The sequence below is a fragment of the Vibrio sp. 1580 genome (assembly GCF_033340055.1).
The window spans coordinates 1-18,149 of the sequence record NZ_JAWOVT010000009.1; the positions used below are offsets into that span (position 1 = coordinate 1).

General features: G+C 45.8%; 19 protein-coding genes. 3 read left to right on the forward strand and 16 right to left on the reverse strand.

Annotated features, from left to right (window positions below):
• Window positions 1-507 precede the first annotated feature (507 nt).
• The 14 genes from R7093_RS15230 to R7093_RS15295 all read right to left on the reverse strand — a co-directional run bounded on the left by R7093_RS15230 (window position 508) and on the right by R7093_RS15295 (window position 15,128).
• Window positions 508-1,662, reverse strand: coding sequence for a flagellin (locus R7093_RS15230; protein ID WP_005382038.1), 1,155 nt, complete (start codon window positions 1,660-1,662; stop codon window positions 508-510).
• A gap of 427 nt (window positions 1,663-2,089) precedes the next feature.
• The gene (gene flgL / locus R7093_RS15235; protein ID WP_047102907.1) at window positions 2,090-3,283 is read right to left on the reverse strand and encodes a flagellar hook-associated protein FlgL; all 1,194 of its coding nucleotides are present in this window, start codon (window positions 3,281-3,283) and stop codon (window positions 2,090-2,092) included.
• Window positions 3,284-3,296: 13 nt separating this feature from the next.
• The gene (gene flgK, locus R7093_RS15240) at window positions 3,297-5,237 is read right to left on the reverse strand and encodes a flagellar hook-associated protein FlgK (RefSeq protein WP_318146725.1); all 1,941 of its coding nucleotides are present in this window, start codon (window positions 5,235-5,237) and stop codon (window positions 3,297-3,299) included.
• 160 nt (window positions 5,238-5,397) lie between these two features.
• Window positions 5,398-6,324 carry a flagellar assembly peptidoglycan hydrolase FlgJ gene (gene flgJ, locus R7093_RS15245; RefSeq protein ID WP_115385802.1) on the reverse strand — a complete coding sequence of 309 codons (927 nt, stop codon included), beginning with the start codon at window positions 6,322-6,324 and terminating at the stop codon, window positions 5,398-5,400.
• 16 nt (window positions 6,325-6,340) lie between these two features.
• The gene (locus R7093_RS15250; RefSeq protein WP_005393118.1) at window positions 6,341-7,432 is read right to left on the reverse strand and encodes a flagellar basal body P-ring protein FlgI; all 1,092 of its coding nucleotides are present in this window, start codon (window positions 7,430-7,432) and stop codon (window positions 6,341-6,343) included.
• A gap of 43 nt (window positions 7,433-7,475) precedes the next feature.
• Complete coding sequence (gene flgH, locus R7093_RS15255) at window positions 7,476-8,255, reverse strand: flagellar basal body L-ring protein FlgH (RefSeq protein ID WP_005382033.1); 780 nt, start codon at window positions 8,253-8,255, stop codon at window positions 7,476-7,478.
• A 30-nt stretch (window positions 8,256-8,285) separates the two neighbouring features.
• Window positions 8,286-9,074, reverse strand: coding sequence for a flagellar basal-body rod protein FlgG (gene flgG / locus R7093_RS15260; protein WP_005382032.1), 789 nt, complete (start codon window positions 9,072-9,074; stop codon window positions 8,286-8,288).
• Between the two features lie 18 nt (window positions 9,075-9,092).
• A complete protein-coding gene (flgF, locus tag R7093_RS15265; RefSeq protein WP_005382031.1) occupies window positions 9,093-9,842 on the reverse strand; it encodes a flagellar basal-body rod protein FlgF in 750 nt (249 codons plus the stop codon).
• Window positions 9,843-10,172: 330 nt separating this feature from the next.
• Window positions 10,173-11,486, reverse strand: a complete 1,314-nt coding sequence (gene flgE, locus R7093_RS15270; protein ID WP_005382030.1) for a flagellar hook protein FlgE — start codon at window positions 11,484-11,486, stop codon at window positions 10,173-10,175.
• A 30-nt stretch (window positions 11,487-11,516) separates the two neighbouring features.
• Complete coding sequence (flgD, locus tag R7093_RS15275) at window positions 11,517-12,227, reverse strand: flagellar hook assembly protein FlgD (protein WP_047102910.1); 711 nt, start codon at window positions 12,225-12,227, stop codon at window positions 11,517-11,519.
• A gap of 17 nt (window positions 12,228-12,244) precedes the next feature.
• The gene (flgC, locus tag R7093_RS15280) at window positions 12,245-12,658 is read right to left on the reverse strand and encodes a flagellar basal body rod protein FlgC (protein ID WP_005393132.1); all 414 of its coding nucleotides are present in this window, start codon (window positions 12,656-12,658) and stop codon (window positions 12,245-12,247) included.
• Window positions 12,659-12,663: 5 nt separating this feature from the next.
• Window positions 12,664-13,059, reverse strand: coding sequence for a flagellar basal body rod protein FlgB (flgB, locus tag R7093_RS15285; RefSeq protein ID WP_005382026.1), 396 nt, complete (start codon window positions 13,057-13,059; stop codon window positions 12,664-12,666).
• A 303-nt stretch (window positions 13,060-13,362) separates the two neighbouring features.
• Entirely contained in the window at window positions 13,363-14,190 is an 828-nt protein-coding gene (locus tag R7093_RS15290; protein WP_005382024.1) for a CheR family methyltransferase, read from the reverse strand.
• A gap of 11 nt (window positions 14,191-14,201) precedes the next feature.
• Window positions 14,202-15,128 carry a chemotaxis protein CheV gene (locus R7093_RS15295; RefSeq protein ID WP_005382022.1) on the reverse strand — a complete coding sequence of 309 codons (927 nt, stop codon included), beginning with the start codon at window positions 15,126-15,128 and terminating at the stop codon, window positions 14,202-14,204.
• A gap of 76 nt (window positions 15,129-15,204) precedes the next feature.
• Between R7093_RS15295 and flgA the strand changes: the two genes are divergently transcribed.
• The 3 genes from flgA to R7093_RS15310 all read left to right on the forward strand — a co-directional run bounded on the left by flgA (window position 15,205) and on the right by R7093_RS15310 (window position 16,835).
• Window positions 15,205-15,951, forward strand: a complete 747-nt coding sequence (flgA, locus tag R7093_RS15300; protein WP_005382020.1) for a flagellar basal body P-ring formation chaperone FlgA — start codon at window positions 15,205-15,207, stop codon at window positions 15,949-15,951.
• Window positions 15,952-16,067: 116 nt separating this feature from the next.
• Window positions 16,068-16,382, forward strand: coding sequence for a flagellar biosynthesis anti-sigma factor FlgM (gene flgM, locus R7093_RS15305; protein ID WP_005382018.1), 315 nt, complete (start codon window positions 16,068-16,070; stop codon window positions 16,380-16,382).
• Between the two features lie 27 nt (window positions 16,383-16,409).
• Window positions 16,410-16,835: a flagella synthesis protein FlgN gene (locus R7093_RS15310; RefSeq protein ID WP_005382015.1), complete on the forward strand. Its 426-nt coding sequence runs from the start codon at window positions 16,410-16,412 to the stop codon at window positions 16,833-16,835.
• Window positions 16,836-16,937: 102 nt separating this feature from the next.
• On the opposite strand, the gene flgP is transcribed toward R7093_RS15310, so the two are convergent.
• On the reverse strand, window positions 16,938-17,369 hold the full coding sequence (gene flgP, locus R7093_RS15315; protein ID WP_005382014.1) for a flagellar assembly lipoprotein FlgP: 432 nt from the start codon (window positions 17,367-17,369) through the stop codon (window positions 16,938-16,940).
• Between the two features lie 9 nt (window positions 17,370-17,378).
• Window positions 17,379-18,017: a FlgO family outer membrane protein gene (locus tag R7093_RS15320; RefSeq protein ID WP_005382013.1), complete on the reverse strand. Its 639-nt coding sequence runs from the start codon at window positions 18,015-18,017 to the stop codon at window positions 17,379-17,381.
• Window positions 18,018-18,149: the final 132 nt, after the last annotated feature.

Sequence of the window (18,149 nt, forward strand, 5' to 3'; positions counted from 1 at the left end):
TGGTGATTTCTCCAATTGATTTTCCGGTGTAGCGGTTTCCGACGTCTCGGAAAACCAAGTAGTTCTCTCAAAGTTACCTCTATTAACGACACCAAATTCAGAAGCTTTAGAAAAAAGTTTAAAAAAATAACATTGCGAGATTTAGCTAATAAAATTGAAGAAAAGTAAGAAAAAGTGCTCAAGTTTCCACAAATCGAGCCGAGAGGGCTAAATTGTATAGAAAACCAGCAAAAGGAAACAATTAAAGGTAAGTTCGCAGACGATAGACGTGAAAATTAGAAAAGAAAAAGCCCCTTTTCCTTTGAGAGAACTGGGGCTAGGTTGGTCGCCAGAGCCTATGTGGAGATCAAGAGAAATGAACACATTTCCGGCATACCGAGTGCAACTTTACATTGAAAATGATTGGCAGGTGAGAGATGAGAGAGCCGCTCATTCTATTGTAAAGCTGCTTGCCAAAAGCCTGCATTCCCATCCACGTCTGAATGTATTGAGTACAGGCTAAGTAAACTACTGCAATAGTGACATTGCAGAGTTTGGCAACTGTTTCGCTTGAGCAAGAATCGATGTACCTGCCTGTTGCAAAATTTGTGCTTTGGTCATTTGCGTGGTTTCTTTCGCAAAATCTGTATCTTTAATTCGGCTGTTCGATGCGTCAACGTTTTCTTGGATATTCGCCAAGTTGTTGATGCTGTGACTCAAACGGTTTTGCTTCGCACCTAAGTCTGCACGTTGCGAGTCTACGTATTTCAGTGCCGAATCCAGCACAGAAATCGCGTTTTGAGAACCTTGTACCGTGGTCATATCAATATCTTGTACTGACGTTCTGATAGGTTCATCACTCAGGCCAAGCTCAGATGCTAATCCACCAGAAATGGAAATCTCGCCCTGAACGTTTGGATGCGCGACAAAAACTTGCAACTTGCCATCTTCACTTACAGACGCATTAATCATATCAGACTGACCATTAATGTAAGTGGCAAGCTCTTCGATGTCGTCGCCCGCTTTGGCATTAATGTTGATTTCTAGATCATCAACATTGCCGTCTTCGTCTTCACCCATACCTGGTAGCGTGATCTTCAAGTCAGATTTAGCTGGGTCAACGCTCCAGTTTTTATCTTTACCATTTTCAGATAAGAAGGTCACACCGCCCATGCGAGTATCGTCCGCACGAATGCTGGTGAGTCCCATGATCATGGCTTCTCCTGAGCTCGCACCAATCTGGAATGCTGCTTCACCGAATGAGCCGTTCAATAGACGACGACCACCAAATGAAGTGGTTTCTGCAATACGGTTTAGCTCGTCAATCAATGCCATTGACTCTTCGTTGATCGCCTGACGCTCAGCTGGAGAGTTAGTACCGTTCGATGATTGAATCGCAAGGTCACGCATTCGTTGCATGACAGAGGTTGCCTCATTCATCGCACCTTCAGCGGTTTGTGCAATCGAGATACCATCGTTCGCGTTACGCATTGCGACATCTAGGCCACGAGACTGTGCAGTTAAGCGGTTAGAGATCTGTAGACCTGCCGCATCATCTTTTGCACTGTTAATCTTATGTCCTGAAGATAAGCGCTCCATCGACGTGTTTAATTCATCAGTCGCTTTGTTTAGGTAACGCTGCGCGGTCATCGCGGAGACGTTAGTACTAACTGTTACAGCCATTTTGCTCTCCTGTTGAGTTCGCAAGCTTTTGCGAAGCGGCCAGCTTTACTCTCATTTGGATAAGCACTGACCGTAAAAGTTACTTGCTAAATCTGCCTTAAACGCAGGGTTTAGAATCTCTAAATCTGTTCTGATATTTTCAATACAATTTGTGTGCCAACTTGCGTAAATTATTTAACTGCTTTTAAAAGAATCAAATAAACAATAAGTTAGCTTTATCATTAAGCTATTTCAGGTTTGTCAGACTCATCTTAGCCCAAGGGTATTGAACGCTGCCCTGTTGCCGCCCGACTTGCCTCCCGCCTCATTGCCGCTTTGGGTAAAATCGTGCCGCATGACATCTCAGACTCTCAGGTTACGCCGACTTATCGCGCTTAAGGCTTTGCACATAAGGCATCAAAATCAGACAATGTGTATGAGTGCCGTACTAGATGTAGTTAAACAACGTTAGATCTTTGGTCTTACCGAATGCTTGTTGCGATGCCTGTAACGCTCGCGAGTTTTCACTGAACTCGATCACGGCTTTAGAGTAATCCAAGTCCTCAAAGTTGCTCTTCGCTTTTGCGAGAGACAAATTAAAGTCTTCATGATTTTGCTCTTGGATATCCAGCGTACTCAATCGAGCACCGGCATCTGTACGCGCTTTATTCAAATGGATAAAAGCAGCGTGGAATTCTTCTGTCATTTGGTGCAATTTGGCGGTCGCCGACGTATCCGAAACCGATTTGTCTGACCATGCCATTGCATCCTTGAAGGTATCGAAAATGCTGAACTCTGCCCGCTTTTCGATCTCAATGCTGTCACCAGGCGTAATTTGGCCTTTTACGTGCACTTTCAGGCCTTTGTATTCAATCCCTTTCTCTGGAGAAAACTCATCGGCATCCACTACTTTGCCGTTACGCTCTAATTGGTAACCAAATTTGCCGTTATTCATATCGACAAATGTCACGCGATACGCCGCATCATCCTTCGTATCAACGTTAGTGGCTCTGTTTAATAGCAACTCAGAACCGTTTTGTAGATCGTAATTCGGCTGATAATCGCCAAATGGGTTTGGTATCTCCATAAACAGCTTGCTGCCAGGATCGTTCATTGGCATCTCAAGCATGCTAGAAACTTTCATTTTGCGCTGATAATCGTCCCCAGCGTATTGCACGCTACCATCTTTATCGCGATAAAATGGTTGGCTTTTTGGCTTAGTGCCAGCAAACACGTAGTTACCAGATTCATCTTGCGAGTTCACCAAGTTAAGGAAGTTGTTCGCAATCTCTTCTAGCTCACGCTTCTTTGCTTGTCGGTCTTCAGCAGAAAAGGCACCGTTAATCATCTCCATCGTTAAGCGCTTCGACTCGTCGGCAAAATTCTCCGCATTGGCGATATTAACTTCGTGGTTTTCTAGACGATTACGCACCAACACTATCGAGCTAAGATATTGTTGTAGCTGTTCTTGTTGCTGACTAATGTTTTGGATGTAATGCGCAGCGAGGGGGTCGTCACTAGGTTTCAGTAACTTTTTCCCTGAAGCAAGCTGCTCTTGGTTGTGGTGAACCTTATTCTCTTGACGACGCAGATCATTTTGTACGGACTGATAGTTATGGAAACTAGAAATTCGGGTTAGCACTTATCTCTTCTCCTTACCTCAGTTGTAAAATGGTATTGAAGGTATCGTTCGCCGCTTGCATCACACGTGATGAAGCCATGTACGCTTGTTGAAACTTCATCATGTTGGCCGCTTCTTCATCGAGGTTAACACCAGAAATAGAAGCAACGCGCTCTTGCGCCGCTTCATGCTCTAAACGAGCGACGGAGGCTAAACGGTTTGCTGTAGAAGACTTCAGTCCAACTTCAGTATTGAGGTTATGATAAACATCGATCAAGGTACTGGATTTTCCATCCATCATCTTGTCTGTTTGGATCTTCTGCATTTTTCTCAAGTTGCCGTTACCACCTTCAGAAGGCACCAAGTTTGCGGTGAACTTGTCATTCATCAGCGCACCTTCGCTCAGCTCAAATACAGTCGCATCGCCATTTTTATACAGCGGATGACTTTTCGGCACTGAGATTTCAATCATCGGGTTATCTTTGTCTAGCGGGTATGAGTATTTGTCCGATAGCAAATTGCCTTTGTTGTCCGTGATCTTTAACCATGGCTTATCATGTTTCTCGTCGGCTGGTTGTACGGTGACCTCAAACTCTTTAACATCCCCCGCCTCACGAATTTTGAACTTGGCGTTACCTTGAGCAAAAGTGGTTGAAGCTTCATAACTTTGCGCGGCAATGGCTTTTGCATCATTGGTTTCCATCTTGATGATGGCTGCGCCACTTCGTGTTGGGCGCAATAATACGCGCTCACCAGCGGCAAGACCTTCACCGATTTGCACTTTCATACCATCCAGAACAAACGAAGAATCTGATTGATCAATGTTCAACGACATTTGCTCACCTTTCGGTGTTGTCACGCTATACTGGTCGCCATCATAACGTAGCGAATATTCACCACCTTTGATCGCTGAAATATCATCAATGTAAACCGCAACATCAGCTTGAGAGTCAGGCGCAGCAAAAACTCGAGATTTTGCCACCAGCTCAGAGTTCACGTCGGTAAATACGTCTTTACCTATCTTACCGTTAAGATCCAGACCTTGAGATTGCAGCTGATTAATTTTGTAGGAGAAACCCGTCGCTAAACGGCCCATTTCATCTTGCAGTTGTGGAATGTGTTTGTCGCGCATTTCAAGCAAAGCGCCGATTTTGCCATCCATGTCGTCAGACTTGATCGCTTTAATGCCATCCCCTTCCACCATTGCTAAGCGTCTTTGATGAACATCCGGATAGCCATCGATCATTTTGAGCTGGCTTGCTTCCGTGCCAGAAACAAGAGTGTGTCCATTGCCGATATGAACATTAAACCCTTCCGCATTTTTGCGTGGGGTTACGGTAACTTTGGTGTACTCTGACAGCTCAGTAACTAGCTTTTCATGCTGATCCATCAGGTCATTATGTGGACCGGGAGTACGCATCATCAGTCGATGAATATCGCGAATTTCCAACGCAAGTTGGTTAACGCGCTCAATGCCCATATCCAATTTTTTATTGGTGACATCAGATTGCATTCGCACGGTTTCGTGGAAATCATTTAATGTATCAGAGAAGATTTTCGCCTTTTCCAATACCACTTTTCGTGCCCCTAAATCGTTCGGGGTATCTGCCATGGTTTTTACCGCATCGAACCACTCATTCAGGTTCTCGGGAATTTTCTTCGATGCCACTGAACTCAACATGCTAGAGAGCATATCAAGATTGTCTTGGGTATCCGTTTTGTTGGCATTGTTAGTCGACGACAGGTTCAGTTCATTCACGGCAAACTGATCCCACGAGCGGCGAACATTTTCCACATGCACACCCATGCCGTAGGTAGAACCACCAAACATGCGCGGATCATTCGTACCTTGGATAACAGACTGACGGCTATAACCCTCTGTATTAACATTAGAAATGTTATGACCAGTGGTGTTTAATTGTCTCTGAGCAGTAAGCACACTTTGAGTACCTACATTCAGAAGATCTGACGCCATACATGCCCCCGAAAACGAAATATAAATCGGCAAAACCGATCACCTAGACACATTAAAAGCAAAAGATGTGCCAAGTGATAGAAAGGCGTAGATGTTCAGATAAAGTGAAGGCTTGCACTATGGCAAGCCTTCGAGAACGTCATAAATTGTCGCAGAGACATTACATACTTTCGATTTTATCCTTCACCTGCAGGACTTTATCTGCGTAATTCGGATCGGTCGCGTAACCCGCACTGTGGATACCGCGAATAAACAACTCTGAATTCCCGCGTTTCTGCAATGCTGTCTCGTAACGTGGGTTGTCATTCAAAAATCGTACAAAGTCATTAAAGCTGTCTTCGTAACTTGAGTAGGAGCGAAACGCTGCCGTCTCTTTCACTGGCGTGTTATCGTGGAACTCTAAAGTTTGAGTCGTCACTTTGTCACCCTGCCAGCTTCGATCTGCTTTGATATTAAATAAGTTGTTGCTGCTGCCACGCGCGTTCTTCACGACCTTTTGTCCCCACCCCGTTTCCAAAGCGGCTTGCGCAAGTAGCAGAGATGGCTCGACACCTAAGGCTTTCGCAGCTTTCTCCGCGTATGGCTTCATCGAGTTAACAAAGGATTCTGGTGAATCGAATCGAGTGGGTTCATTGCTTGGTCGAGATAGCTGACCAGACTCAATCAAGCGCTGTTCAATCTCGCGCGCTTTTTTCGGGTCAACACGACGATATTCCGCAGCATTGTTTGCCGCATCACGCATAGCCGTTTCTTTTTTGTCGTTCCCTTGCCCAGCCGTTAATTGCTTAACAATCATATCGGCCAGTCCCATTGAACCAGACGAACTCAATTCACTCGCCATCTGTTCATCCAACATTTGTCGATAGAACTTCTCGTTTTGGCTGTTCATCATGTTGGACTCAAAGCCCTCATTGGCTTCTCGCATGGATTTCAACATCATGGAGGTGAAAATAGATTCGAACTGACGAGCTGCTGCACGCAGTGCTTCTTGCTCGCCATCTTTACCTTCCTTCACTGCTTTTTGACGCAAGGTATCCAGCGAACTGATGTCATGAATAAAACCAATGTCGTTAGGATTGTTCATTATACCTACCTCCTAACCATTAAATGATGATCAACTGGCCTTCAATGGCACCAGCTTGTTTCAATGCTTGCAAGATAGCCATCAAATCCGACGGCGCTGCGCCGACTTGATTCACTGCACGGACCAAGTCATCCAACGTTAAGCCTGGCTCAAACTTAAACATCTTGCCCTGCTCTTCGCTGACTTCGATATCCGAGTCTGGTACGACAACGGTTTGCCCACCAGAAAAGCCGTTAGGTTGGCTAACATTCAGGTTTTCTTTGATCGCAACCGTCATGCCGCCATGCGTTACTGCTGCAGGTTTAAGACGCACATGCTTACCAACTACGATGGTGCCCGTTCGTGAGTTAACGATGATTTTGGCTGCACCATCTGCTGGGTCGAACTCTAGGTTTTCGATTGCCGATAAGAACGCAACACGCTGGCTGACGTCACGAGGAGCACGCACGCGCACTGATGTCGCGTCAACAGCGCTCGCCATTTGTGGGCCAAGGAAGTTGTTTACAGCATCCGCCATACGTTGAGCCGTTGTGAAGTCTGACTCAAGCAAGTTGAACGTGATGTAATCACCACGACCAAATGGGTTTGGAATTTCTCGCTCTACTGTCGCACCACTAGAGATAAGACCAACGGTTGGATTGTTACCTACGATTTTAGAACCGTCAGCGCCTTCAGCACTGAAGCCGCTCACTACTAAGTTACCTTGAGCAACCGCGTAAACTTGACCGTCGAGACCTTTGAGGAACGTTTGCAGCAAGGTGCCACCACGCAAACTTTTAGCACTTCCGATGGAAGAGACAGTCACGTCCACTTGCTGACCCGGTTTAGAGAAAGGCGGCAATTCGGCCGTAACCATGACTGCGGCAACGTTTTTAATTTTTGGCTTTGTGCCCGGCGGCATCTGAATGCCGAAGTTTTGCAGCATGGCGGCGAAACTTTGCTCTGTAAACGGGTTCGCTTCACCCGTACCAGGTAAGCCTGAAACCAAACCATAACCCACGAGTTGGTTGCTTCGTACACCTGCCACTTGCGCGACGTCTTTGATACGTGCGGCTTGGGCTACGGTAGAAAACAGAGCAACGCTCATCAGTACTAAAAGGAGTTTTTTCATGCTTACTTATCTCTTGCAGTCAAATTGCCGTCAGCACGGCGTGTTATAGCGCTACATTAAAGAATCGTGCCAAGAAGCCTGGCTCTTGCATATCTTGTTGCAAACCAGTGCCAGAGTACTGAATTCTTGCGTTAGAAACGCGATTTGATGCAATGGTGTTGTCGAAATTAATATCATCCGGACGAATAGTGCCACTTAAACGTATGTACTCATCACCCGTATTTAGCGTCATCCACTTCTCACCGCGGATCACGAGGTTGCCGTTTGCCAGTACTTCGATCACCTCAACAGTGATGTAACCACTGATGCTGTTGCTCTGCTTTGCAGAAGAGTCACCTGCAAATGAGTTGGAGTTGTTTAAGTCATAAGAGAAATTATATTTTCCGCCAATTTGCAGCTCTTCTCCGCCCACTTGAAGCGGGTCCATTTGCGCTTCATTGGTTTTCGATAAATCGGCATTTGCGCTTTTCGTCGCACTGGTTGTCTCATCCAGTGTTACGGTAATAATGTCGCCAATACCACGTGGTTTAGAATCGTCGTATAGGTCGGTAATGTGCTCGGCGCTAAACAACGAACCTGTTGCAGCAGCGTAATGCTCAGGCTTGTTTTTCGGATGAATTGGAGCCCAAGCAGGGTCGCCAGCAACCGGATCACTTCTACCACGTAAAGTATCTACAATACCGCTGCTCTCTTCTTTCGATTTATCGCCTTCTACTGCGTCGACCACAGTGGTTGCTTGTGTCACTTCATCCGTTTCAATCGGTTCCAACATGGCACATCCCGACATCGTAGCAATCAAAGCGAGTAGGCAAATACGTTTCATCGTGAGCTCCTCAAATCTTGCTCTTAATCGTTACAATTGCTGGTTAACGAAGCTCATCATTTTATCGACTGACGAGATCACTTTTGAGTTCATTTCGTAAACGCGCTGGGCTTCGATCATGTTGACCAACTCTTCCGTTACATTCACGTTGGACGCTTCCAGCATGGATTGACGAATTTCACCCAAACCGTCCAAACCTGGAACACCCTCTTGTGGATCGCCACTGGCACCCGTTGGTAAGTAAAGGTTCTGACCAATTGGCTCTAGGCCACCCGGGTTAACAAAATCTGTAATGGTTAACTGACCAACGACTTGGTTGTCTTGCTGCCCTCGGACGCGAACCGACACTTCACCATCCGTACCGACAGTAATAGAAATCGCATCTTCTGGAATCACAATTTCAGGCTCTACAGGGTAGCCAGAACCCGACGTGACTAACGTGCCTTCACCATTTAGCGTGAACTGACCGTTACGGGTATAACCGATGTTGCCGTCCGGCAATGTCACTTGAAAAAAGCCGTCGCCTTCCACCATCATGTCCAGTGCGTTGGTCGTTGTCTGTGCATTGCCGTGCGTGTGCACTTTTTGCGTCGCAACCACTTTAGAACCCGCACCTAGCATCAAGCCACTTGGCAGTTCCGTGTTCTGAGATGACTGGCCGCCAGGCTGGTTGATGTTCTGATAGAACAGATCTTCGAATACTGCACGGCTCTTTTTGTAGCCGACAGTAGAGGCGTTCGCCAAGTTGTTCGAAATCGTGGCAATGTTGGTTTGTTGGGCGTCTAGACCTGTTTTACTTACCCATAGTGCTGGATGCATAGTGAACCTCTAACTCTGTTAACTCATACGAAGCAGTGAATCTGAAGATTTATCCATTTCTTCAGCTGTGCTCATCATCTTGACTTGCATTTCAAACTGACGTTGTAAGTCAATCAATGCGGTCATTTCACCTACGGCATTCACGTTACTGCCTTCTATCGCTCCCGTCTGGAGGCTAACAGTCGCGTCTGCTTCGTAAGGTTGGTTTGGAGTTTTATGGCGAAATAAGCCATTGGTGTCTTTAAACAAGCTTTGATCATTAGGCTTAACAAGCTTAATGCGATCAACCGCTTGGAATTCTTCTGCCGGGGCACCTTGAGGAAGTACAGAGATGGTGCCATCCCGACCGATTTCAATTTTGGAGAGAGGAATAGGCAAAGTAATCGGCGCGTCGTTTTCACCCAGCACCAAATGACCACTTGCGTTGGTAAGCATGCCATTTTGATCGACTTTTAGGTTGCCGTTACGGGTCAACCCTTCTTTCCCTGTGTGATCGAGTACCGATATCCAACCGCTGCCTTCAATCGTCACATCCAGATCACGCCCTGTTGTAATCACGCTACCTTGAGCAAAGTTATGCCCTGGACGCTCTGTCATGCTGAACACACGTGAAGGATGGCCTTCACCATAAGCCTGCATTGAGCGAGCCTGTGCTAAATCAGCCCGAAATCCGGTCGTGCTTACGTTAGCCAAGTTATTAGCGCGCAATTGTAGTGCCTGCATATTTTGCTTGGCGCCACTCATTGCGAGAAACAGTGCGCGATCCATAAATTACTCCAAAAAATCTCTCTGTACACGGAGTAAAAGCAATAGTTATGCCAAAACAAAAATAGGCTTATCAATCAATACTTTGAATTAACAATCAACAATTAAAAGAGGTCAATAGGGGCAGAAAACTGTAACGAGAGGCAAGGTTTTGATCCATACGGCGGCAACAGCGGCAAATCGTAGATCAAAGCATGCTTAGCCTGAGTGAGGTGTATTCAGGCTAAGCATCAGATGAATGTCATGATGAAAGTGAACAAAGCGGTAATTACTAAGAAGCAATCACACGCCATTGCTTACTCAAGCAGAGTATCGAATGACCCAGCTAGTGCTCTAGCGGATCTGTAAGATATTCTGTTGTAGTTGGTTGTGTACTTCGAGCGAACGTGAGTTTGCTTGGAAGTTACGCTGAGCAGAGATCAGGTCCACCAACTCCTGCGTCATATCAATGTTTGACTGTTCCAGCATACCGTTATTGATGGTGCCGAAAGAGCCTTTATTTGATTCACCCCAGATCTTGTCACCAGAGAACTGCGTTGAATCCCATTGAGTGCCGCCTTTCTTATCCAGACCTTGCTCGTTTGGAACACGTACGAGAGCAACACGACCCAATGTAACGTTTTCACCGTTTGAGTAAGTTCCCAATACGCTGCCGTTTTCATCGAAGTCAACTTTGGTTAGGAAGCCCGTCGTTGCACCGTCTTCGTCAAACTTAGTCAGTTCGAACGGAGCCGCAAACTGTGTTGCTGAGCCTAAGCCGAAGTTAAGCGTCTGCGCAGGATCGGCACCATTCATATCGACTGGTGTCGTGTTCGTCGCCGGATCGCCCAGAGCCACAGAAGTGATTGGCTGACCATTGTTCAAGCTCGCCAACGTACCATCGTTGTTGAACTTCATGGTATGCCCCACATGACCTGTTGGCGTTTGCGCATCACCAGCCGCAACATTTAAAGGCTTTTCACCTTCTTTATCTGTCACGGTGTAGTAAGTGTTCCATGTATTTGGCTGAGTCTGATCTTTCAAGTAATACGTCGTTAGCTTGTAAGACTGACCCATCGAGTCATAAATTGTCGAAGAGGTTGAACGGTTGTATGTATCTGGGTCTGAAAAATCAAACTGCGTTGGATCTTTCAAATCGCCGTTCGCTGGCAAGTTCACACCCACTTCAATGTTTGCTGTTTGTTTTGGCTTACCAAATTCAGCAGGAATATTGATGGGTTGTGGCTCGTATGAAGAAACCTCACCAGAACTTGGGTCCACTTGGTAACCTAATAAGAACTCATCGTTCGCGGTCACCATGTAGTTTTCTTTATTTAAGTGAAATGCACCATTACGTGTCAGTTCATTCTGTTGTGGAGTCAGACGCTCCTTCGCCACGGCGAAGAAACCTGTACCCGAAACACGCAAATCCATTGGGTTGTTGGTGTAAATGCTTGAGCCTTCATGGAACTGCTGCGCCACTTGGCTTGCTTGCGCACCACCACCCGGCGTGGTTTTTGCGTTAGTAAATAAAGAGTTAGAGTAAACATCAGCAAACTCAGCACGGGACTCTTTAAAGCCGTAAGTGTTGGCGTTCGCAATGTTGTTACTGGTGGTGTTCAAATCCAGTTGGGCGGCGGACAAACCGCTTAAAGATACATATGACATTCCAAAATCTCCTAATCTAGCGAGCTATGACTACGCTTTGCCGACTTCCAATACTTCTGCAAGTCGAACTGGCGATTCAAAACCAGCCAGATTGAGTAATACGTTTCCGTCACCTTTGCCAAGCAATACGCTGTTTACGTTGGCATACGTCGATACTGGGAACTCTTGCGACTCCCCCTCAACTAAGCCAGACGCTTTCACTTTGTATTTGCCAGCTGGCAGTTGATTTCCGCTTTCATCTTTACCGTCCCAAAGCACACGCGTGTCGCCGGCTGGTTTCGCCCCTACCTCAAAGGTACGAACCAGTTGGCCAGCTTCATCCTCTACACGAACAAACAGATTATCGATAGATTGTGAAAGCTTAACCATTGCCGCCATTGGTGCGTCGTCCTGCTTCACACCTGCTGCTCCTGGGACCAATACGTCACGCCCTACCAAAGAGGAAGCTTGTAACGCTTGATTTGATGTCATTGACGAATTCAAACTCTCAAACTGAGTGTTCATCTTGCCAATGCCATCAACGGTCGCAAATGAAGCCATTTGCGCAATCATCTGGTCATTACTTACCGGCTTAAAAGGGTCTTGCTGAGACAGTTGCTTCGTGAGCAATGATAAGAAGTCTTCCTGTTTTAGGTCCTGCTTACCCGTGCTCTCTTCCGCTTTCTTGTTACTCTCTTGTAGACTTTTAAGCTGGTCGATATAGGACAAGCCGCTTTGACCAACGTTGTTAATTCCGGCCATACGCTACCCCCTTATCCTTATTGACCCATCTGCAGCGTACGCAGCAGCATTTGTTTACTAGAATCAGCGACCTGTACATTAGTTTGGTATGCACGAGAAGCTGAGATCATGTTTGCCATTTCTTCCATTACATTGACGTTAGGCTTGTAAATGTAGCCTTCTTCGTTTGCAAGGGGATGGTCTGGGTTGTACTCCGCACTCAGCGGTTTATCACTTTCTACAATACCCATCACTTTCACTGGCACCGTATCACCGCCACGCATGGCGTTACTTAACTCTGCACCAAACACGGCATGACGCGCTTTGTAAGTGTCTTTCGCAGAGCTGCTGACACTGTCGGCGTTCGCCAAGTTGCTTGAGGTAGTATTCAGACGAACGGATTCAGCGCTCATTGCGGAACCTGTCACATTGAAAACGTTAAATAAGCTCATCTAAATTATTCCCCTTTGATTGCTTTGGTTAAGTTCTTGAATTTGCTGCCTAGAAAGTCGAGTGATGCTTGGTGTCTGATTTGGTTTTGCATAAACAAGTTACGCTCTAAATCCAAGTCTACCGTGTTGCCATCTCCCGTATCTGGTTGCGTAGGAAGACGATATAACTTGTCCCCAACCAACGTTGTAGTGGCAGGAATATGCCGACCATCTGTGCGACTAAGACCAATGCTTGCCCCAGATGTTGCCGCTTGCAATTCCTTCGCAAAGTCTAAACCTCTTGCTTTGTAACCAGGCGTGTTTGCTTGTGCGATGTTGGTGGAAATCACCTCTGCATTGCGCTCACGTACGCCCACCGTGTGCTGGTGGATGCCTAGTGCATTGTCAAAAGATATAGCCATGTTTGCCTCTACAATTAAGAACTGACCGTGATTGATAACCAAAAAGCAATTAGCATGCCAAAACCTAAAGCATTACACCAACCTAGTGGTTACCGTGAATTGAAATAGCAATAAGTGAGCCAAAGTAACTGGAATGTCATGTCGTATCACTTTGCTCACTTAATAAAGATACACCGTGTTGAGGGCACAAGGCAAAAACGCGCTTCAACTAATTGAGTGATACATGAAGCGCTCGGCGCAGAAAGGTAACAAACAAAAAAGCCTGACACGAAGTCAGGCTTTTCTATCAATGAAGAGATACCGCTATTTAAGCTTGTAAATGATGCCCGGATTACAGCGCACCATTTCAAATTTATCAGTCAGACCAGTTAGCGACTCTGATGCCCCTAACAGCAAGTAACCACCAGGGTTTAAACTGCTCGCCATTTGGTTAAGCACTTTAGATTTCATTTCTGGAGAAAAGTAAATCAATACGTTACGACAGAAAATGATGTCGAACTTACCCATCAGTGCGTAACTGTCCATCAGGTTTTGTGGACGAAAGTTCACCAAACGCTTGACGTTATCTTTGACTTTCATGCGACCACCGTCCGCATTTTCAAAGAAGGTGCGACGACGTTCTGGTGAAAGCCCGCGACCCAAAGCCAAGTTGTCGTACACCCCTGCACGACACATCTCGAGCATACTTGCCGAAATATCTGTGGCTGTAATGGACACGTTTGGTAACAAGCCCGGCTTGCGCTGTTGCGTTTCCAGGATCGTCATTGCAATAGAATACGGTTCTTGGCCCGATGAACTGGCAGCAGACCAGATCTTAATTGGGCGCTTGCTTGCCGCTACTTCTGGCAATAATTTGTCAGCTAAAACCGTGAACGGATAAGTATCTCGAAACCACAAGGTTTCGTTAGTCGTCATCGCATCCACAGCGGCGACTCGTAATTCTCGATTACGCCCTGTAACAACATCACGTAGCAAATCTGATAACGATGCGAGCTTAAACTTCGTCACTAAAGGACTCAGTCGGCTACGCACGAGGTATTGCTTGCTATCACCTAACACGATGCCACATTGCGATTCTAGAAAACGGCTAAAGTCACGATACTCTTGATCACTGATTGTAATAGCAGTCATTAATGTCTCTTTTATTGTGTTAATGCAGATTTAACCGCGTTACCCAACTCATCTGGGTTAAATTTCGCAATGAAGGTGTTGGCACCTACACGCTCAACCATAGCTTGGTTGAATACACCACTTAATGAAGAATGGAGGATAACATAAAGGTCTTTCAAATCGGCATGTCTGCGAATTTCAGCCGTTAAGGTATAGCCGTCCATTTCTGGCATTTCAATATCGGAAATAACCAACGAAATTTGATCGTAGATATTGCCTTCTTGAGCCATTTCAATCAACTTATTGTACGCTTCTTTGCCGTCTTTGACAGATACGACCTCAAAACCGATGGATGTAATCGCACGCTCTACCTGTTTACGCGCGACCGTCGAGTCATCAGCAATCAGTATGCGGCGTACAATAGGCTTTTCTTGTTCTGCTTGTGCGATTTCTTCGCCAATAGCGGAATCCATCGTTTCATCAACTGGCGCAATTTCTGCCAGGATTTTTTCAACGTCAAGGATTTCAACCAGCTCATTGTCAATGTTTGTAACGGCAGTCAAGTAGTGCGCTTTACCTGCGCCGTCTGGCGGTGGCAAAATCGCTTCCCAATGCATATTGATAATACGCTCAACCGATGATACCAAAAATGCTTGGATCGTACGGTTAAATTCTGCAATAACAACAAAACATTTATCTAAATCAGTGGTTGGGCGGCCACCAATTGCCAGGCTCAAATCAATAACGGACACGGTATGGCCGCGGATATGAGCGATACCTTTAACCAGAGGGTGTAGATTTGGCATTGAAGTCAGCTTAGGGCACTGTAGTACTTCTTTCACTTTGAATACGTTAATGCCGTAGCGCTGTCGGCCCATCAGTCGAAAGGTCAATAATTCCAATCGGTTCTGACCGACGAGTTGCGTACGCTGATTCACCGAGTCAAGAATCCCCGTCATATGCTCATCTCCATCTCAAACTTTTTGTTTTTAAATGATACTCTACCACTGGCAAGCACGATACCAGGGAGACAGTATGGCGTATTTCACTTTCACTTCGACACCATTGACTATGACAATATGTAGAGCGCTAATTACAAAGTACGCTAAGTCTATCGGCATTTTGCTCAGTATGTTTAGCTTTTTTGTTCATTCAGCTTCAGATAATCAGATCGAGCAAATAAAAACAGCAGCAGAACAACATATTCTTGCTACGGTTGATCAGCCTGATGGTGGCGAGCTATCTGTTAATGCGGCAGAGATCGACTCGAGAATAAAAGCAACGGATTGCCCTGTTCCGTTAGATACATCTGCCTCTTCCACCAGCAGCACGAGAAGTAACATCAATGTGTTAGTGGAATGCCAACCGGATGACTGGAAAGTCTATGTCCCTGTGAGGATCTCGGTATCAGTACCAATGATCGTCGCTACACGAACACTAGGGAGAGGAGAAATCGTCAGCGCATCGGATGTTACCACTTCCATGATCGAGCTACAGCGCTTTCGTAAAGATGGATTTTCTAGCTACGATCAAGTGGTTGGGGCAAAGCTAAAGCGTAATGTTCGCTTAGGCGATGTCGTAGAGAGAAATGATGTTTGTGTGGTATGCCGAAATGAAAAGGTCATTATCAAAGCGGTGAATTCTGGCATGACGATCACAACGCAAGGCACAGCATTGCAGGATGGTTCAGCTGGCGATCAAGTAAGAGTGAAAAATGATAAGTCGCAACGTATAATAGAAGGCATAGTGACTGACATTGCGGAAATCACTGTTAATTTTTAATACCCACTGGTAGCGTGTTTAAACTGATCAATAAAAATGCAAAAAATGACTAAAGTTATTTTTGCGCTGGTCGATAGTCTGGATACCAGTATTACGATACAAGGCAAAGGTTAAACATGGCAGGTATAGATAATATACGTTCAGGGCAAATGATGACGACAACAAGTCGCGCACCTGCACGTAACGATTCCAATGCTACCAGCACGACAGAATCAAAAAAGGCGCCAGCGCAACAAGACGCAGTATCACTCAGCCAGCAAAGTAAAGCCGTCAGTAAACTCCAGAAGGATATGGCAGCTTCTCCGGCATATGACAGCGCCAAAGTTGCAGCAATCAAAGAAGCTATCACAAACGGTTCATACAAAGTCGATCCTGAAAAATTGGCTGACAACATGATTAAGTTTGAAAACGAATTGCAAGGCAAAAGCTAACTGACTTAGGCCGAAGGTAAGTATTTTATGGCAGCATTAGTCGATCTCGTTAATTTCCAGCTAGAAAATGCTAAGGCACTTTCCGCTGTTTTACGCCAAGAAACACAAGCAATAACGGCGCGTGTCTCTACCGAGATTGAGAACATTGCCAAACAGAAGATGACGCTCATTGATCAGCTCAGAACAACTGATCAGCGAATCGCCTCTCACCCGCACGTCAATCAACTTACTGAAGATGAGCACCTAAGTCAGGTTGTTGCTCAAATCCAATCGATCGTCCTCGACTGTCAACAAGTTAACCAAGTAAATGGCGAATCGCTTAGTCGCGCACAGCTGAGCTTCAATAAACTCAACAACATGCTCCAGCGAACTCATGGCAAAGTTGGCATGACCTACAATGCGGGCGGAAAAACCCACACCATCTCGACGCTTGGCACCAATATAAAAGCTTAAACGTCACTCCTACCCTCAATTCCCGCGCTCACGTAGATATAAAAAAGCGACTCATTGTTACCAATCAGCCGCTCAAAAAGATTATCTGTCTAGTGAAATGGTTTAAAACAAAGTTTGCTGACGCTTCTCAGGCACTTGCTGAACTTCTCCATAATCACGTAGCTTATCCATCTTACGGATATCCAGACGCAGCTCAGTCACATAACTGTCTTCAACAAGATAACTACGCACAACTTCTGCACCACGAATTACACCATCGACGGCACCAGTGGTGCTTTCAATACCCAAACGCTGGTCTTGCAGCTCTGCACGTCCACTAACACGCATGCCATAAACTTGCTCTGCTAGCTCACGATAAGCATCAATTTTTGATGCGCGCATTGCACGTACACGCTTTTCTTCTACTGTGCGGCCTGTTTGCTCACTGACGCTGGCGTAGCCCACCGCCACTAAGATTTCATCTTGACGCATCTGTTGTAATGGCTGACACCCAACCAATATCAGTGTGGCAACAATAAATAATAACTTCTTCATGCTTCTATCCTATGGACGGAGAATCACAGTGTACGGCTGACGAATGGTAGGGTCAGAACGAATCAACACACCATCTTGTGTGCGGATGCTATTTAACGTATCTAAGTCACGCCCAATACGGTCAGCCGGAAGGAAACCTTGCGCTGTCGCTACAACTACACGGCTTTGCATGCCAACCACGCGTGCATTGACAAGCACTCCCCCCTCTTGGCGCAGCATCGTTCCGGTCAATACATACTGAATTTGCTGCTCTTGAGCTAAATCTTGCCAATCACGACTTAAAGCAAAATCGCCCTGTTGCGTCACTTGAATAGAGCCCGTAGTTTTGAAATCAACCACTTTAAACCCTCGGCGCTGAAACTGATGGATAAAACCTTCAGAGACCGAGTTACCTAACCAGTTTGTTGCATCCATATTTTGTAGATCAACAAACGAGGTAATCGCAATCGGTGTCCGCGCTGATACTGCCACATTAGAAACCATCAGGTCTTCTGTCATGCTCTCAATGAAAAAGTCCATCGTATGACGCGGACTATCCATCAGCATGAACTGGCTTCCCGAGTAAGGTTCTTTACCATTGTAAATCGGTGAGTACGCGCACGATGTCAGAAGCGTCATCATCGATGCAGCGACAAGCCACTTTTTCATGGTTTGATTCTCCAGATAATCTTAGGTGATACCGTTCTTTATTAATTCCTTTCCAAGAAAGTGAATATTGGAACAGTCTTTGCTTTTCTTTGTTTGCCTAACGAAGAAAAACCCACCAAACTTCACTGAATT

What these genes read in the sequence shown, in the direction of transcription:
- flgM (WP_005382018.1), top strand. Translation starts at nt 16,068, where the DNA reads ATGGCAGGTATAGATAATATACGTTCAGGGCAAATGATGACGACAACA.
- R7093_RS15250 (WP_005393118.1), bottom strand. Translation starts at nt 7,432, where the DNA reads ATGAAAAAACTCCTTTTAGTACTGATGAGCGTTGCTCTGTTTTCTACC.
- R7093_RS15295 (WP_005382022.1), bottom strand. Translation starts at nt 15,128, where the DNA reads ATGACGGGGATTCTTGACTCGGTGAATCAGCGTACGCAACTCGTCGGT.
- flgD (WP_047102910.1), bottom strand. Translation starts at nt 12,227, where the DNA reads ATGGCCGGAATTAACAACGTTGGTCAAAGCGGCTTGTCCTATATCGAC.
- flgP (WP_005382014.1), bottom strand. Translation starts at nt 17,369, where the DNA reads ATGAAGAAGTTATTATTTATTGTTGCCACACTGATATTGGTTGGGTGT.
- flgA (WP_005382020.1), top strand. Translation starts at nt 15,205, where the DNA reads ATGGCGTATTTCACTTTCACTTCGACACCATTGACTATGACAATATGT.
- R7093_RS15290 (WP_005382024.1), bottom strand. Translation starts at nt 14,190, where the DNA reads ATGACTGCTATTACAATCAGTGATCAAGAGTATCGTGACTTTAGCCGT.
- flgC (WP_005393132.1), bottom strand. Translation starts at nt 12,658, where the DNA reads ATGAGCTTATTTAACGTTTTCAATGTGACAGGTTCCGCAATGAGCGCT.
- R7093_RS15310 (WP_005382015.1), top strand. Translation starts at nt 16,410, where the DNA reads ATGGCAGCATTAGTCGATCTCGTTAATTTCCAGCTAGAAAATGCTAAG.
- R7093_RS15230 (WP_005382038.1), bottom strand. Translation starts at nt 1,662, where the DNA reads ATGGCTGTAACAGTTAGTACTAACGTCTCCGCGATGACCGCGCAGCGT.
- flgE (WP_005382030.1), bottom strand. Translation starts at nt 11,486, where the DNA reads ATGTCATATGTATCTTTAAGCGGTTTGTCCGCCGCCCAACTGGATTTG.
- flgG (WP_005382032.1), bottom strand. Translation starts at nt 9,074, where the DNA reads ATGCATCCAGCACTATGGGTAAGTAAAACAGGTCTAGACGCCCAACAA.
- flgF (WP_005382031.1), bottom strand. Translation starts at nt 9,842, where the DNA reads ATGGATCGCGCACTGTTTCTCGCAATGAGTGGCGCCAAGCAAAATATG.
- R7093_RS15320 (WP_005382013.1), bottom strand. Translation starts at nt 18,017, where the DNA reads ATGAAAAAGTGGCTTGTCGCTGCATCGATGATGACGCTTCTGACATCG.
- flgB (WP_005382026.1), bottom strand. Translation starts at nt 13,059, where the DNA reads ATGGCTATATCTTTTGACAATGCACTAGGCATCCACCAGCACACGGTG.
- flgK (WP_318146725.1), bottom strand. Translation starts at nt 5,237, where the DNA reads ATGGCGTCAGATCTTCTGAATGTAGGTACTCAAAGTGTGCTTACTGCT.
- flgH (WP_005382033.1), bottom strand. Translation starts at nt 8,255, where the DNA reads ATGAAACGTATTTGCCTACTCGCTTTGATTGCTACGATGTCGGGATGT.